Annotated in this window: 13 protein-coding genes, 1 pseudogene and 1 riboswitch; of the genes and pseudogenes, 9 read left to right on the top strand and 5 right to left on the bottom strand. The window is 54.2% G+C overall.

The window, feature by feature from the left end; translation table 11 throughout:
• Nucleotides 1–130: 130 nt before the first annotated feature.
• From ACP3TC_RS07150 to ACP3TC_RS07125, 6 genes and pseudogenes are all read left to right on the top strand, one after another.
• Nucleotides 131–328: pseudogene (locus ACP3TC_RS07150) on the top strand (DUF2645 family protein); the annotation flags it as partial.
• A 266-nt stretch (nucleotides 329–594) separates the two neighbouring features.
• Nucleotides 595–1,809 carry a D-mannonate dehydratase ManD gene (gene manD, locus ACP3TC_RS07145; RefSeq protein ID WP_313852748.1) on the top strand — a complete coding sequence of 405 codons (1,215 nt, stop codon included), beginning with the start codon at nucleotides 595–597 and terminating at the stop codon, nucleotides 1,807–1,809.
• A gap of 10 nt (nucleotides 1,810–1,819) precedes the next feature.
• Nucleotides 1,820–2,830 carry a Zn-dependent oxidoreductase gene (locus ACP3TC_RS07140; protein WP_313852749.1) on the top strand — a complete coding sequence of 337 codons (1,011 nt, stop codon included), beginning with the start codon at nucleotides 1,820–1,822 and terminating at the stop codon, nucleotides 2,828–2,830.
• Nucleotides 2,831–2,908: 78 nt separating this feature from the next.
• Nucleotides 2,909–4,192: an MFS transporter gene (locus tag ACP3TC_RS07135; RefSeq protein WP_313852751.1), complete on the top strand. Its 1,284-nt coding sequence runs from the start codon at nucleotides 2,909–2,911 to the stop codon at nucleotides 4,190–4,192.
• 45 nt (nucleotides 4,193–4,237) lie between these two features.
• A complete protein-coding gene (locus tag ACP3TC_RS07130) occupies nucleotides 4,238–5,683 on the top strand; it encodes a mannitol dehydrogenase family protein (protein WP_426817850.1) in 1,446 nt (481 codons plus the stop codon).
• Between the two features lie 90 nt (nucleotides 5,684–5,773).
• Entirely contained in the window at nucleotides 5,774–6,460 is a 687-nt protein-coding gene (locus tag ACP3TC_RS07125) for a GntR family transcriptional regulator (RefSeq protein WP_313852753.1), read from the top strand.
• Nucleotides 6,461–6,504: 44 nt separating this feature from the next.
• Here ACP3TC_RS07125 and fbaB read toward each other — a convergent pair whose 3' ends face one another.
• From fbaB to thiM, 3 genes are all read right to left on the bottom strand, one after another.
• A complete protein-coding gene (fbaB, locus tag ACP3TC_RS07120; protein WP_313852754.1) occupies nucleotides 6,505–7,557 on the bottom strand; it encodes a class I fructose-bisphosphate aldolase in 1,053 nt (350 codons plus the stop codon).
• Nucleotides 7,558–7,720: 163 nt separating this feature from the next.
• The gene (gene thiD / locus ACP3TC_RS07115) at nucleotides 7,721–8,521 is read right to left on the bottom strand and encodes a bifunctional hydroxymethylpyrimidine kinase/phosphomethylpyrimidine kinase (protein ID WP_313852755.1); all 801 of its coding nucleotides are present in this window, start codon (nucleotides 8,519–8,521) and stop codon (nucleotides 7,721–7,723) included.
• Nucleotides 8,518–9,312: a hydroxyethylthiazole kinase gene (thiM, locus tag ACP3TC_RS07110; protein ID WP_426817849.1), complete on the bottom strand. Its 795-nt coding sequence runs from the start codon at nucleotides 9,310–9,312 to the stop codon at nucleotides 8,518–8,520. The genes thiD and thiM overlap by 4 nt, the downstream gene beginning before the upstream one ends.
• A gap of 32 nt (nucleotides 9,313–9,344) precedes the next feature.
• Nucleotides 9,345–9,445: riboswitch (TPP riboswitch) on the bottom strand.
• 213 nt (nucleotides 9,446–9,658) lie between these two features.
• Between thiM and ACP3TC_RS07105 the strand changes: the two genes are divergently transcribed.
• Nucleotides 9,659–9,991: an RcnB family protein gene (locus ACP3TC_RS07105; protein ID WP_426817848.1), complete on the top strand. Its 333-nt coding sequence runs from the start codon at nucleotides 9,659–9,661 to the stop codon at nucleotides 9,989–9,991.
• A 71-nt stretch (nucleotides 9,992–10,062) separates the two neighbouring features.
• On the opposite strand, the gene mltB is transcribed toward ACP3TC_RS07105, so the two are convergent.
• On the bottom strand, nucleotides 10,063–11,142 hold the full coding sequence (mltB, locus tag ACP3TC_RS07100) for a lytic murein transglycosylase B (RefSeq protein WP_313852760.1): 1,080 nt from the start codon (nucleotides 11,140–11,142) through the stop codon (nucleotides 10,063–10,065).
• A 198-nt stretch (nucleotides 11,143–11,340) separates the two neighbouring features.
• Between mltB and ACP3TC_RS07095 the strand changes: the two genes are divergently transcribed.
• Complete coding sequence (locus tag ACP3TC_RS07095; RefSeq protein ID WP_313852762.1) at nucleotides 11,341–11,766, top strand: GNAT family N-acetyltransferase; 426 nt, start codon at nucleotides 11,341–11,343, stop codon at nucleotides 11,764–11,766.
• 41 nt (nucleotides 11,767–11,807) lie between these two features.
• On the opposite strand, the gene apbC is transcribed toward ACP3TC_RS07095, so the two are convergent.
• Complete coding sequence (gene apbC / locus ACP3TC_RS07090; RefSeq protein WP_313852763.1) at nucleotides 11,808–12,920, bottom strand: iron-sulfur cluster carrier protein ApbC; 1,113 nt, start codon at nucleotides 12,918–12,920, stop codon at nucleotides 11,808–11,810.
• Nucleotides 12,921–13,092: 172 nt separating this feature from the next.
• Here apbC and metG point away from each other — a divergent pair, with 172 nt between their 5' ends.
• Complete coding sequence (metG, locus tag ACP3TC_RS07085; protein ID WP_426817847.1) at nucleotides 13,093–15,126, top strand: methionine--tRNA ligase; 2,034 nt, start codon at nucleotides 13,093–13,095, stop codon at nucleotides 15,124–15,126.
• Nucleotides 15,127–15,154 lie beyond the last annotated feature (28 nt).

Genomic DNA, 15,154 nt, shown 5'->3' with positions numbered 1-15,154 from the left:
TCCTCAGTTAAAGGGGGAAGGCAGAAATTTTATCATGCTGTTTATAAATTACTTTATATTGATAATGAGTATGATTTTGATGGCATACTAATGAACTGGAAAGAGTTTACTCTCAGTATTATTAGCCTATTACTTTGTCTGTTCTTTATTTTTACTGCTCTTATTTGAAGAAGAACTTTATATCGACGGAGATGAAATCAAAAACGTCTGCGATGCACGGCGCGTGTTTGTCGTCGATATTATTCGTGACTTCACTGCCGCGCTTACCTTATTAGTCATTTCACCGTCTATTTTCTTTAGCCTGAAAAAAAGCACGCGTTGCGGATAGTTAACTTAAATAACGCTATTTTTATGCTGCCTGTGGTTCTGGCAATTTTTTGGCAGATTGCGGTGGTGTAGTTAACTGATTAATTATTTGACTGCCAGTATCCCATTTTTCGGTTCCCGTCCTGACGGTTGCAGGATGCAAAAGGCGTCACAAACGGTTAACGGACTGACAACGTGATCGCTGCCGCAAATCTGAGCATCTAACTTGTATGGTAGTATAAACGCGCGTATTTTTTCATCATCGAACGCAGTCACAGGGTCATCAAGATGAAAATTGTTAACGCGGAAGTATTTGTCACCTGCCCGGGAAGAAACTTTGTCACCGTCAAAATTACTACCGATGAAGGCCTGACCGGCATCGGCGATGCCACGCTAAATGGCCGCGAACTGCCGGTCGCTTCATACCTGAAAGATCATGTCTGCCCGCAGCTGATTGGCCGCGATGCCCATCAAATCGAAGATATCTGGCAGTTCTTCTACAAGGGCGCTTACTGGCGTCGTGGTCCGGTTACCATGTCAGCCATTTCAGCTGTTGATATGGCGCTATGGGATATCAAAGGTAAAGCCGCCAATATGCCGCTTTATCAGCTACTGGGCGGCGCATCGCGCACTGGTGTAATGGTCTATTGCCACACCACTGGCCACAGCATTGATGAAGTAATGGATGACTACGCGCGCCATAAAGAGCTGGGTTTTAAAGCGATTCGCGCCCAGTGCGGCGTGCCCGGCATGAAAACCACTTACGGAATGGCGAAAGGCAAAGGTCTGGCCTACGAACCAGCGACCAAAGGCAACTGGCCGGAAGAGCAGCTGTGGTCAACAGAAAAGTACCTCGATTTTACGCCAAAGCTGTTTGAATCTATCCGTGACAAATTCGGTTTTAACGAACATCTGTTGCACGATATGCATCACCGCCTGACGCCGATTGAAGCCGCGCGTTTTGGTAAAAGCGTTGAAGATTATCGCCTGTTCTGGATGGAAGATCCGACGCCAGCAGAAAACCAGCAGAGTTTCCGCCTGATTCGCCAGCACACCGTGACGCCGATTGCCGTCGGGGAGGTTTTTAACAGTATCTGGGACTGTAAACAGCTGATAGAAGAGCAGTTAATCGACTATATCCGCACCACCATCACCCATGCCGGTGGCATCAGCGGCATGCGGCGCATTGCCGACTTCGCCTCGCTGTATCAGGTGCGCACCGGCTCCCACGGCCCTTCCGATCTGTCACCAATTTGTATGGCGGCTGCGCTGCATTTCGACCTCTGGGTGCCGAACTTTGGCGTGCAGGAGTATATGGGATACTCCGAGCAGATGCTGGAGGTGTTTAACCACAGCTGGAGCTTTGACAACGGCTATATGCATCCGGGTGAAAAACCAGGACTCGGTATCGAGTTCGATGAAAAGCTGGCAGCCAAATATCCCTATGAACCGGCTTATTTGCCCGTTGCGCGTCTTGAAGACGGCACGTTGTGGAACTGGTAAGGAGACGACGATGAAAAGTGTAGTCATTGAACGTCCCGGCAGCTTATGCATTGAAACGCGCCCGCTGCCGCTGCCCGCAGCAGGTGAAGTGCGCGTCAAAGTCCAGTATGCCAGTATCTGCGGTTCCGATGTGCATATCTGGCACGGCCATAATCCTTTTGCGCGCTATCCACGCGTTATCGGCCATGAGTTTTTTGGCCGGATTGATGCGGTTGGTGAAGGTGTCGACAGCAGCCGCATCGGCGAACGGGTGGCGGTCGATCCGGTCGTCAGCTGCGGTGATTGCTACCCCTGTTCGGTAGGCCGCCCCAACGTGTGCAGCGAACTGCAGGTGATTGGCGTCCATCGCGACGGCGGTTTTAGCGAGTACGCTCTGGCACCGGCTAAAAACGCCTGTCAGCTACCGGCCAGCATTCCCGATACGCTGGCCAGCCTGGTGGAGCCTTTTACCATCGCCGCCAATATCACCGCCTTTCTGCAACCGACGACTGACGATATCGCGCTGATTTACGGTGCCGGTCCGATGGGCCTGACCGCGATCCAGGTACTGAAAGGCGTCTATAACGTCCGGCAAGTTATCGTCGTTGACCGCCTGCCTGAACGACTGGCTTTGGCGCAAGAAAACGGCGCAGATTGGGTGATCGATAATAGCCAGCAGTCGCTGGATACTCAGCTAAATGGCATAAAGCCCACGCTGATTATTGATGCCGCCTGCCATCCGTCGATTTTAGCCGAAGCCGTCGCGCTCGCCTCACCGGCGGCGCGCATCGGTCTGCTGGGTTTCTCCGGCGAGCCGTGCACGCTGACGCAGCAGAGCCTGACCAGCAAAGAGCTGTCGCTGTTTACCTCACGGCTGAACAGCAATCGTTTTCCGCAGGTCATCGAGTGGATGGAGCAGGGATTCATTCAGCCGGAGAAGCTGGTCACCCACACCTTCGCACTCAGTGATGTTGAGCAGGCGATGACCCTGTTTGAAAAGCAGCCGCGTCGCTGCTGCAAAGTGATTTTAAAAGTGAGTTAACTGTTTCACGGAACCGGCATTTGCCGGTTTCTACCAGGCATGCTGTACCTGAAAAATAAAAAACCCTACGGAGTCAACATGTTCAAGAACCTGCGCTGGACAATCGTACTGCTGTTATTTCTGGTCTACATGATCAACTACCTCGATCGTGTCGCCCTGTCGCTGACCGTACCGATGATTGAAAAAGATCTGCTGCTGAATGCCGAACAGTTCGGCATGATCTTTGGCAGCTTCTTCTTCGGTTATGCGCTGTTTAACTTTATTGGCGGCCTCGCTACCGATAAATATGGCCCGACGCTGGTACTCGGCGTCGCGGTCGGCATGTGGTCACTGTTTTGCGGCCTGACGGCGGTTGCCACCGGTTTCTGGTCGATGCTGATTCTGCGCGTACTGTTCGGGATGGCGGAAGGCCCGATATGCGCCTCAGCGAATAAAGCGATTAATGGCTGGTTCCCGAAAAAACAGGCGGCAACGGCGATGGGCTTTCTCAGCGCCGGTTCACCGCTCGGCGGCGCGGTCGCCGGGCCGATTGTTGGCTATCTGGCGCTCTCCTTTGGCTGGCGTCCGGCGTTTATGATTATCTGCTCAATTGGTATCGTCTGGATGGTGTTCTGGTTCTTTATCGCATCGGATAATCCGGCTAAAAGTCGGCTGGTTTCGGCAAAAGAGCGCGAACTGATCGACCAGCTGAAACAAGAGCCAATCAGTGCCGAGCAGGATTTAGCGCAGGCGGCTCATGGCCTTGGTTACTATCTGCGCCAGCCGGTGATTCTGGTCACCGCCTTCGCCTTCTTCTGCTACAACTACATCCTGTTTTTCTTCCTCAGCTGGTTTCCGGCTTATCTGGTGCAGGCGCACAATCTCGATATCAAGTCGATGAGCATTACCACCATGATCCCATGGATAGTTGGCTTTGTTGGGCTGGCACTGGGCGGACTGATTTCCGACAAGATCTTTAAAATTACCGGCAGGTTACTGCTGTCGAGAAAAATTGTGCTGGTCGTCTCGTTGCTGGCGGCGGCAATTTGTGTGGCGCTGGCTGGTACGGTACAAGGGGTGACTTCCGCAGTGGTGCTGATGTCGGTATCAATCTTTTTCCTGTATATCACCGGCGCCATCTACTGGGCGATCATTCAGGACGTGGTACATAAAAGTCGCGTCGGCGGTATTAGTGGTTTTATCCATCTTATCGGCAGTATTTCCGGCATTATCGGCCCGATTGCGACCGGCTATATCGTGCAGAATACCGGTAAATTCGACAGCGCATTTGTGCTGGCAGGGGTGATTGCCGCGCTGGGTGCCGTGCTGGTTCTGGTGCTGATTAAAAGCCCGAAAGCCTCCACTGATACGGTTTCGGTCTGATTGCTCAGGGCGCTTTCCGCGCCCTTCTCTTCACAAGGATTGATTATGTTCTCCGCTGAACTGCTCCCGAACTATGACCGCTCCGCGCTGCGCACCCGCATCGTCCATATCGGTTTTGGTGCCTTTCATCGCGCCCACCAGGCGCTGTGCAGCGACCTGCTGGCCAGCGATCATCACAGCGACTGGGGTATTTGCGAAGTAAACCTCAACAGCGGCGAGCTGATTACCGCCCTGCGCGCGCAGTCGCTGTTGTACAGCGTGACCGAAATGACTGATGACAGCCTGTCGACCCGGGTGATTGGCGTGGTAACCCATGCGCTGCACGCGCAGGGCGACGGCATTGACGCCGTTATTGAAGCGATGAGCCAGCCGGATGTGGCGATTATCTCCATGACGGTAACGGAAAAAGGCTACTGTCATCAGCCGGCCAGCGGCCAGCTGAATCTGCAACATCCGTCAATTCAGCATGATATCAGCCAGCCCGATGCGCCGGTGTCGCTGCCCGGCCTGATTGTTGCGGCGATTAAACGCCGTCGCCAGCGCGGTTTGCCACCGTTCAGCGTGATGTCCTGTGACAATATGCCGGAAAACGGTCAGGTGACTCGCCAGGTCGTGATGCAACTGGCGCAGCAGCAGGATGCTGCGCTGGCAAAATACATCGCTGAACATATAGCCTTTCCGTCCACGATGGTCGACCGCATTGTACCGGCGATGACGCCAGAAACCTTAAGCACGCTGAGCGACAAACTGGGCTGTCGCGATGAGGTTGCCGTGGTCTGTGAACCGTTTTTTCAGTGGGTAATTGAAGACAAATTTGTCAGTGGCCGCCCGGCGTGGGAAAAGGCCGGCGCAGAGCTGGTCGCCGACGTGCTGCCGTTTGAACAGATGAAACTGCGGATGTTGAATGGCAGCCACTCTTTTCTCGCCTACCTCGGCTATCTGGCGGGTTATCAGCATATCAGCGACTGCATGGCAGATGAAAACTACCTGATCGCTGCCCGCCGGTTGATGCTGGCCGAACAGGCACCGACGCTCAATATTACTCAAGTTGATCTGCCCGCTTATGCGGATTCACTGATAACCCGTTACCAGAACCGGGCGATTAAACACCGCACTTATCAGATTGCCAGCGATGGCAGCCAGAAGTTGCCGCAGCGCTGGCTCGACAGTATCCGCTGGCATCTGAACAACGGCAGTGATTTTGACCTGCTGGCGCTGGGCGTGGCGGGCTGGATGCGCTATGTCAGCGGCGTCGATGAACAAGGTGCCGCCATCATCATCAACGACCCGTTAAAAGAACAATTAGCTCAATGTGTTGCCAGCACGCCGGATGGCCCGGCGCGCGTTCAGGCACTGCTGGCACTGGAGGCGATTTTCGGCCGCGATCTGGCGGCCAGTCCACTGGTGGCAGCCCGCATCGGCGAGTTCTATCATCAGCTGCAAACCCAGGGTGCCAGAGAGACGGTAAGGCAGATGATTAGCCACGATTAAAAGCGCTGGCGCTGGCGCAACGGGCTGTTTAGACTGAACGTTTTACAGCCCGGTTGACCACTGCGTTAGCCGCAAAAAGGATGTTGCTGAATGTCGCTACCCTACATTATTACTGCCAGCGAACCGGTTAATCAGCAGATTTACCGCTTTTTGCGCCAGGACATTGTCACCTGCGCCATTCATCCCGGCGCGTTGCTGTCTGAGAAAGAGGTCTCCACCCGCTTTAATGTCTCACGCCAGCCGGTGCGGGAAGCATTTATTAAACTGGCAGAGGCCGGGCTGGTGCAGGTACTGCCGCAACGCGGCACCTTTGTGCGCAAAATTTCGGCGCAGCGCGTTGCCGATGGCCGTTTTATTCGTGAGGCGGTTGAAGTGGCGGTAGTCCGTCGCGCGGCAGCACAAGCCGATCCCGCAGCCTTAGCCGAGCTGGAACACAATTTACAGCTACAGCGGCTGGCGGCTCAGCGCCATGACAGCCAGGCATTTTTACTGCTGGATGATGAATTTCACCGGCTGATTGCACAAAGCATTCGCTGTGAACTGGCGTGGGAGACGGTAGAAAATATCAAAGCAACTATGGATCGCGTGCGCTTTCTGACGCTGAGTGAAGTGTCGCCACCGGAAAGTTTAATCGAACAGCATCAGCAGATTTATCAGGCTATTGTCGATGGCGATGCCGATGCCGCCGAAAATGCTCTGCGCCGCCACTTACAACAGATGATTTTCTCGATTACGCCGATTGCCGAACAGAACAGCGACTGGTTCGAACAGCCTTAACGATTACTTTTCCACGGGCGGCGCTTTCGCCGCCCGAAGAGCCGTTAAGCGATAGTCACATCTTTCGACAGATAGACATCCTGTACCGCATTAATCAGCGCTACGCCCTCTTTCATCGACTTCTTAAACGCTTTACGTCCCAGAATCAGCCCCATTCCACCGGCACGTTTATTGATCACCGCCGTCCGCACCGACTCGGCGATATCGGTATCACCGGAAGCCGCGCCACCGGAGTTAATCAGTCCGGCACGGCCCATGTAGCAGTTGGCTAACTGGTAACGTACCAGATCAATCGGATTTTCACTGGTCAGTTTGCTGTAAACGCGCTCATCGGTATAGCCGAAATTGACCGCCTGATAACCGCCGTTATTTTCCGCCATTTTCTGCTTGACGATATCTGCGCCAATCGTTGCCGCCAGATGGTTGGCCTGCCCGGTGAGATCCGCACTGGCGTGATAATCAGTGCCGTCTTTTTTAAACGCGTTATTACGCAGATAGGCCCACAGTACGGTAACCATTCCCAGCTCATGCGCACGTTCAAAAGCGGCAGAGATCTCTTCAATCTGGCGGCGCGACTGTTCAGAACCGAAATAGATAGTGGCACCGACGGCCACCGCGCCGAGGTTAAACGCCTGCTCGACGCTGGCGTACAGCGTCTGGTCGTACTGGGTCGGATAACTTAGCGTCTCATTGTGATTCAGCTTGACCAAAAACGGGATGCGGTGCGCATAGCGGCGCGATACCGAGGCCAGCACGCCATAGGTGGAAGCCACACAGTTACAACCGGCTTCAATCGCCAGTTCAACAATATTTTTGGGGTCAAAATAGAGCGGATTAGCCGCAAACGAGGCCGCCGCCGAATGCTCTACTCCCTGATCAACGGGCAAAATCGACAGATATCCGCTGCCTGCCAGGCGCCCGGTGTTGTACAACGTTTGCATATTGCGTAACACGACTGGAGAACGGTTGTTATCGATCATTACGCGATCGACATAATCCGCGCCGGGTAAATACAGGCTTTCGGCTGGAATGGTCATGCAGCGATGTTGCAGAAGTTGATCAGCTTCTTTACCCAATAACTGTACGATGTCCGTCATGCTAACTCCTGAAAGATAAGTGATGGGCCGAATTTCTTCGGCCCGACCGGTCGACTGTCGCCGCCCCAACAAAGCCTGGCCCAAAACATACGCTTAAGGCAAACTGCTGACTCCATTTTTCAGAACGATTCGCAGGTAATAATCGCCGTTTTGGTATACCGCTCTACCACCAGCGGTAAAAATGGTGTACTGGGCCAATCCCGCCGCCCACTTCCAGCGAATCCGCATGTTCCAGCGCGCCCTGCAGCCAGTGTTTGGCTACTTCAACCGTGGCTGGCCAGCTTTCATGGCGCGGGCGCAGCGCTGCCAGCGCCGCTGACAGGCTACAACCGGTGCCGTGGGTATGACGCGTTGCCACACGCGGTGCGGTAAAGCGCTGCTCAAGATCGGCGGTGAACAGCCAGTCCGGACTTTCGTGCTCGCCGAGATGGCCGCCTTTCATCAGTACCGCCTGGCAGCCCAGCTCCAGCATCGCACGCCCTTGCGCCTGCATCTCATGCTCGTTGCGCGCCATGCGGCAATCCAGCAGTGCCGCTGCCTCGGGGATATTCGGCGTAATCAGGGAAACCTGCGGCAATAAACGCTGACGCATAGTATCAATCGCTTTTACCGACAGCAGCGGATCGCCACTTTTTGCCAGCATCACGGTATCCAGTATCACCCACGGCAGCGCCGCCTGTTGTAAACGATCGGCCACCACATCAACAATATCGCACTCCGCCAGCATGCCGATTTTAGCGCTGTCGATACGCACATCCGACAGCACCGAATCCAGCTGCGCGCCGACGAACTCCGGCTCAATACGATAAACTGACTGCACACCACGGGTATTTTGCGCCACCAGCGCGGTAATCACGCTGGCACCATAAGCACCCAGTGCCGAAAACGCCTTCAGGTCGGCCTGAATCCCTGCGCCGCCGCTGGGATCGGTACCGGCAATTGTCAGAGCGTTAATCCTTTTCATAGCCATTCATCCTTATCAAGTTGATAGAGTGCATCAAGAAAAGCGGGAATAAAGCTTCCCGGCCCATTTGCCACTGCCGCAGCACGCTCTCCGGCAGCAGAAATCACCCGGCAGGCACTGGCAACGTGGTGAATCCGCTCGCCGGGCAGCGCGGCAAACCCCGCCACTACCGCAGAAAGCGCACAGCCGGTGCCGACCACCCGAGTCATGAGCGGCGAGCCACCGGCAACACTCAGCGTGCGTGTGCCGTCAGTGACGTAATCCACCGAACCGGTTACCGCCACCACTGCGCCACTGACCTGCGCCAGCTGCTTTGCCGCCGCTATCGCTGACGCGGAATCGTGTAAGCTATCGACGCCGCGACCGCTGACGGCATGCTGCGCCAGCGCCAGAATTTCAGAGGCATTACCGCGAATCGCCGCCGGTCGCCGTTGCAACAAACGCTGGCAAAATTCACTGCGGAAAGTCAGGCCACCCACGGCGACCGGGTCCAGCGTCCAGGGTTTCTGTGACTGATTAGCAGCATCAATGGCCGCCAGCATTGCCTGCGCGCGGTCGCGGGTTAAGGTGCCAACGTTGACTAACAGGCCATCAGCGATAGCGCTGAACTGCGCGGCTTCTTCAGCATCGACGACCATCGCCGGTGACGCTCCCAGAGCCAGCAGCACATTAGCGGTAAAGGTTTGCACCACGTCGTTAGTCATACAGTGCACCAGTGGCGCATGCTGACGAAACAGAGAGAGGGATTGGGCGACGGACGCGCCAGAAACAGGCTCAGGTTGAAGATTCATAACACTCCCAACCGGCGATCAAGAAGGCGATGCACTCAGGCATCTGACTTCCCTCCGCTGGCATTATCCAGTTCAGGTTCAGCGGGTAATTCTCAGCCTTTTCTTCACAGAGCAGGCACCCCGAGTCATTGATAATTCACGCTATAATTGCTGGCGCTTACGCCAGCAGCTGATAAGAATAAAGCGCAGCTGTTCAGTTGTAAACTTATCGTCATTTTTCGCCAGCAAGGATAACGCGTTAAGCTGCTGTAATCCTTCAACACACATTTGCTCTTGCCTGTTAAGCGTAACTGACGGAATGATAGGAAATCGGACAGATGGAATCGGCTTACTCACTGGAGACTGTATGGCTAAAACAAAAATAATGCTGCTGGCAACGCTGCTGGCGACCACCAGCGTCTGTTTCGCGGCACCGGCGGTGATGACGCCTGGCGCGGAAAAACCGTCGTATGAAATCACCGAATTTACCGCTGACTTTATCCATTACACCCTTGGTGACACCGCTCCGGCGCTCTATCGCAGTGATAAATACCAGATAAAACAGTGGCAGGTGCGTAATCTGCCAGCGCCGGATGCCGGCAGTCACTGGACCTATATGGGATCGAATTACGTACTGATTAGCGACAGCGACGGAAAAATGCTGAAAGCTTACGATGGCAATATTTTCTATCAACGCTGATCGTGCGACGCGGTTGACGCTTCCCCACTGTCTTGCTCACAGTGGGGAATAGTTTCAGTGATGAGAACGCCCTAGCGCGCCAGCGCCACGGCCTCACCCAACTGCCAGACCGCCATCGCATAATGGTTACTGTGGTTATAACGGGTAATCACATAAAAGTTTGGCAAGCCATACCAGTACTGCCAGCTTTTACCCATATCAAAACGCAGTAAACTCACCTGTTGATTGTTTTGCAACGGCACCTGCGGTTGCAGGCCAGCAGCGGCCAGTGTTGCCGGGCTGTAGCGCGTTTTAAAGCCGGTTTCCAGCCCTGGCGCCTGGCCACTGGCCGGAATCGCGATTGACTGGTTGCTCTGCCAGCCGTGCTGTTTAAAGTAGTTAGCCACGCTGCCAATGGCATCTACCGGATCCCACAGATTGATATGACCATCACCATTAAAATCTACCGCATAGTCTTTAAACGATGACGGCATAAACTGGCCGTAGCCCATCGCTCCGGCGTAAGAGCCGCGCAGGTCCAGCGGATCTTTCTGCTCTTTACGCGCCATCAGCAAAAAGGTTTCCAGCTCACCGCTAAAGTATTCTGCGCGCCGTGGATAGGCAAATGACAGCGTCGCCAGCGCATCAATGATGCGGGTTTTGCCCATCACACGTCCCCAGCGCGTTTCAACACCAATAATACCGACGATAATCTCCGGCGGCACCCCATACACCTGGTAGGCTCGCGTCAGGGCATCCTGATGCTGATGCCAGAATGCTACGCCGTTTTGCACGTTATCCGGGGTGATGAATTTATTGCGATAGCGGATCCACGCCCCGTTCGGGCCGGTTGGTGGCCCATAGCTGGGTGCCTGACGATCCATCAGCCGCAGCACATAATCGAGGCGTTTGGTTTGCGCCAGTACATCATGCAGCTGCTGGCGATCGAAGCCGTGCTTACTGACCATATTATTGATAAAGCGCTCGGTTGCCGGATTGCCGGCAAAATCACCGCCTAAGGGATGAACCGCATGCGAGGGTTCGAGGACAAAACCGCCCTTTACATCGCCACGGAAAGGGTTACCTGATGCCGGCGTTTCTGGCGGGGTTGGTTTGCTGCTACAGGCAGCCAGTAAAGTGATTACTGGTAACAACGTGACAAAAGAACGCATTAAAAATCCCAATATCAGGGCCAAAAAGAGTTAAATGGTAAGCATTGCGGCGTACCGAGTACAATAAAATCCGGCAGGTGCAGAGCTAAATTTTACCAGATTTACAAATGTGCCAGCGGCAATCAAAACCACGAACAAATTCCCATGCACTATTATAGATGTCAGTTTTGCCCGCAGCTGCATTTTCAGGAGATAACAGTGCATATTCGCCCCTTTACCGAAACCGACCGCCCGTTTTTACGCACCTTGTTTTTAGCCGCACGTAAGGCCAGCTGGCACTGGCTGAACAGCAGTGACTGGCGGCTGGAAGATTTTGATGCGATTACGCTGGGGGAAACGGTTCTGGTGGCTGAACAAAATGGTCATCGACTCGGTTTTGCTGCGCTGTTGGACAACGATAATTTCCTGCACAGCCTATTTGTTGCGCCGGATGCCCAGCGCCAGGGCGTTGGCAGCGCATTACTGCATGCGGTGCAACAGCGCTTTAGCTCGACCGGCGCCCTGAAATGTCTGGCGGCAAATCAGGCGGCGTGCAAATTTTACCAGCAGCACGGCTGGAAAGTGATTTCCCGCGGCGACAGTCCGCAGGGAGAGTATCTGTTGATGCACTTTGTTTTGCCCTAAAGGCAAGGGGGGAGCATGCTCCCCCCTCATATGACTGATGTTTATAAAGCCCGGAAAGCAATATCCCCTGGAATCACCTCACCCTGCCAGTAAAGCTGCGCCGCTACTGCGCCCGCCAGTTGGCGATACAGCGCGGTAAAGTCACTGTCCGGACGGCGTACTACCGTCGGCACACCGCTATCCAGATCTTCACGTAACGTGATATGCAACGGGAGCTGACTTAACAGGCGGGTATCATAGCGTTCCACCAGCTGCTGCGCGCCGCCGCTGCCGAAAATCGCTTCGTGATGACCGCAGTTGCTGCAAATATGCATACTCATATTTTCCACCACGCCCAGCACCGGAACCTGCACTTTTTCGAACATCACGATGCCCTTGCGCGCATCAATCAGTGCAATATCCTGCGGAGTGGTCACGACCAACGCACCGGTCACCGGCACATTTTGCGCCAGCGTCAGCTGGATATCACCGGTACCCGGCGGCATATCCAGAATCAGATAATCCAGTTCCGGCCACAGCGTCTCATTCAGCAGCTGCATCAATGCTTTGCTGGCCATCGGGCCGCGCCAGACCATGGCATTGTCATCAGTGACTAAATAGCCAATCGAGTTAGTCGCCAGTCCATGCGCCATAATCGGTGCCATGTGGGTGCCATCGGGCGAAGTAGGCCGCTGATCTTCAGTGCCGAGCATATTTGGCACCGAAGGTCCGTAGATATCGGCATCAAGGATTCCAACGCTGGCCCCTTCAGCAATCAGCGCCAGCGCCAGATTCACCGCGGTGCTGGATTTACCCACCCCGCCTTTGCCGGAGCTGACGGCGATAATGTTTTTCACACCGTTAACGCCGGCATGATTTTTAACCCGCTTCAGCGTGGCGATATCGTGACGCAGACGCCAGTTAATCGCGCTGGCACCGGTAATGCGCAATAGATCAGCACTGCATTGCTCTTTCAGCAGCTCGAAACCACTTTGCCAGGCAAACGGCATCACCAGCTCGATATGCAGCGTGTTATCCATCAGTGCCACATGATGTAGCGCTTTCAGGCTGGTCAAATTGCGCTGTAGCGTCGGATGTTCAAATGCGGTCAGCACCCCCATCACCATGGCGCGCAGGGTGTCAGGGGAGTGTGGACCTTGGGATCGTGAATTCATCCCGGCTCCTTGATAGCTTAATGGTTATTGTCAGTCAGACCTGTGATTAATCATATCAGATGCAAGAAAATTCGGCTTTACCCCCGGTGCGTCAAACCCCTTGTTTACGCAGGGACGGCCTTTCGGTTAACATCAGAAGTCCTTTTCAAACCAGAAGAAAGCAAGTTCTACTATGACTCAAGTCGCGAAAAAAATTTTGGTAACGTGCGCACTGCCGTACGCCAACGGTTCTATCCATCTCGGCCACATGCTCGAGCATATCCAGGCAGATATATGGGTCCGTTACCAGCGAATGCGCGGCAATCAGGCATATTTCATCTGTGCAGATGACGCGCACGGCACGCCAATCATGCTGAAAGCTCAGCAGCTGGGCATTGCACCGGAGCAGATGATTGCCGAAATGAGTCAGGAGCATCAGACTGATTTTGCTGGCTTTAACATCAGCTATGACAACTATCACTCGACGCACAGCGACGAAAACCGTGAGCTGTCATCGTTGATCTATGGCCGTTTGAAAGAAAATGGTTTTATTAAAAATCGCACCATTTCGCAGCTTTACGATCCGGAAAAAGGCATGTTCCTGCCCGATCGTTTCGTTAAAGGCACCTGCCCGAAATGTAAAGCAGCCGATCAATATGGCGATAACTGTGAAGTGTGCGGCGCAACCTACAGCCCAACCGAGCTGATTGAGCCGAAGTCAGTGGTCTCGGGCGCTACGCCAGAATTGCGCGATTCAGAGCACTTCTTCTTTGATCTGCCAGAATTCAGCGCGATGCTGCAAGCCTGGACCCGCTCCGGTGCGCTGCAAGAGCAGGTGGCGAACAAAATGCAGGAGTGGTTTGAATCCGGACTGCAACAGTGGGATATCTCTCGCGATGCGCCGTATTTCGGCTTTGAAATTCCTGATGCACCGGGCAAATATTTCTACGTCTGGCTGGATGCGCCAATTGGCTACATGGGTTCATTTAAGAATCTGTGTGACAAACGCGGCGATATCGATTTTGACGCGTTCTGGAATAAAGATTCTGATGCCGACCTGTATCATTTTATCGGCAAAGATATCGTCTATTTCCATAGCCTGTTCTGGCCAGCGATGCTGGAAGGCAGCAACTTCCGCAAGCCGACCAACCTGTTTGTCCACGGTTATGTCACGGTCAATGGCGCCAAGATGTCGAAATCACGCGGCACCTTTATTAAGGCCAGCACCTGGCTGCAACATCTTGATGCCGACAGCCTGCGTTACTACTATGCGGCGAAACTCTCTTCCCGCATTGACGATATCGACCTGAATCTGGAAGATTTTGTCCAGCGAGTTAACGCCGATATCGTTAATAAAGTGGTTAACCTCGCCTCGCGTAACGCTGGCTTTATCAATAAGCGTTTTGGCGGCAAACTGTCCGACCAACTGGCCGATCCGGCGCTGTATCAAACCTTCACCGATGCGGCATCCAGCATCGGTGAAGCGTGGAACAGCCGTGAGTTCAGCCGTGCCATCCGGGAAATTATGGCGCTGGCCGACATGGCGAACCGCTATGTCGACGAGCAGGCACCGTGGGTTGTGGCGAAACAGGAAGGCCGCGATGCTGAACTGCAAGCGATCTGCTCAATGGGCATCAACATGTTCCGCGTGCTGATGACCTGGCTGAAGCCGGTAGTGCCGTCGCTGGCAGAACGTGTTGAAGCGTTCCTCAATGTTGAGCTGAGCTGGGAAGGTATTCATCAGCCGCTGCTCGGCCACGAGATTGCCGGCTTTAAAGCGCTGTACAGCCGTATTGAGATGGACAAAGTGAATGGGCTGATTGAAGCGTCAAAAGAAGACGCGGCGGCGGCTGCAAAACCGGCACTGACCGGCCCGCTGGCAGACGATCCCATTCAGGACACCATTACTTTTGACGATTTTGCCAAAGTGGATATGCGTATTGCGCTGATTCAGAAGGCAGAATTAGTTGAAGGTTCCGATAAGCTACTGCGCCTGTCACTGGATTTGGGCGGCGAAACCCGTCAGGTGTTCTCCGGTATTCGCGCGGCCTACCCCGATCCGGCCGCACTTGAAGGCCGTCTGACGGTGATGGTGGCTAACCTGGCACCACGCAAAATGCGCTTTGGCATCTCTGAGGGGATGGTGATGGCTGCCGGTCCTGGCGGTAAAGATATCTTCCTGCTTAGCCCGGACAGCGGCGCACAGCCAGGTCAGCAGGTTAAGTAATCCAGGTCATCAGCAGGGGAGCCGAAAA

This window comes from Winslowiella sp. 2C04, assembly GCF_050037805.1.
GTDB lineage: Bacteria > Pseudomonadota > Gammaproteobacteria > Enterobacterales > Enterobacteriaceae > Erwinia > Erwinia toletana_A.
The sequence above is the reverse complement of the archived record's forward strand: the minus strand, read 5'-3'. Positions and strand labels throughout refer to the sequence as shown.

Excerpts from the sequence above, each read along its gene's own strand:
- ACP3TC_RS07140 (WP_313852749.1), top strand. The coding sequence starts at position 1,820 with ATGAAAAGTGTAGTCATTGAACGTCCCGGCAGCTTATGCATTGAAACG.
- ACP3TC_RS07130 (WP_426817850.1), top strand. The coding sequence starts at position 4,238 with ATGTTCTCCGCTGAACTGCTCCCGAACTATGACCGCTCCGCGCTGCGC.
- fbaB (WP_313852754.1), bottom strand. The coding sequence starts at position 7,557 with ATGACGGACATCGTACAGTTATTGGGTAAAGAAGCTGATCAACTTCTG.
- thiD (WP_313852755.1), bottom strand. The coding sequence starts at position 8,521 with ATGAAAAGGATTAACGCTCTGACAATTGCCGGTACCGATCCCAGCGGC.
- ACP3TC_RS07135 (WP_313852751.1), top strand. The coding sequence starts at position 2,909 with ATGTTCAAGAACCTGCGCTGGACAATCGTACTGCTGTTATTTCTGGTC.
- apbC (WP_313852763.1), bottom strand. The coding sequence starts at position 12,920 with ATGAATTCACGATCCCAAGGTCCACACTCCCCTGACACCCTGCGCGCC.
- thiM (WP_426817849.1), bottom strand. The coding sequence starts at position 9,312 with ATGAATCTTCAACCTGAGCCTGTTTCTGGCGCGTCCGTCGCCCAATCC.
- ACP3TC_RS07125 (WP_313852753.1), top strand. The coding sequence starts at position 5,774 with ATGTCGCTACCCTACATTATTACTGCCAGCGAACCGGTTAATCAGCAG.
- manD (WP_313852748.1), top strand. The coding sequence starts at position 595 with ATGAAAATTGTTAACGCGGAAGTATTTGTCACCTGCCCGGGAAGAAAC.
- mltB (WP_313852760.1), bottom strand. The coding sequence starts at position 11,142 with ATGCGTTCTTTTGTCACGTTGTTACCAGTAATCACTTTACTGGCTGCC.
- ACP3TC_RS07105 (WP_426817848.1), top strand. The coding sequence starts at position 9,659 with ATGGCTAAAACAAAAATAATGCTGCTGGCAACGCTGCTGGCGACCACC.
- metG (WP_426817847.1), top strand. The coding sequence starts at position 13,093 with ATGACTCAAGTCGCGAAAAAAATTTTGGTAACGTGCGCACTGCCGTAC.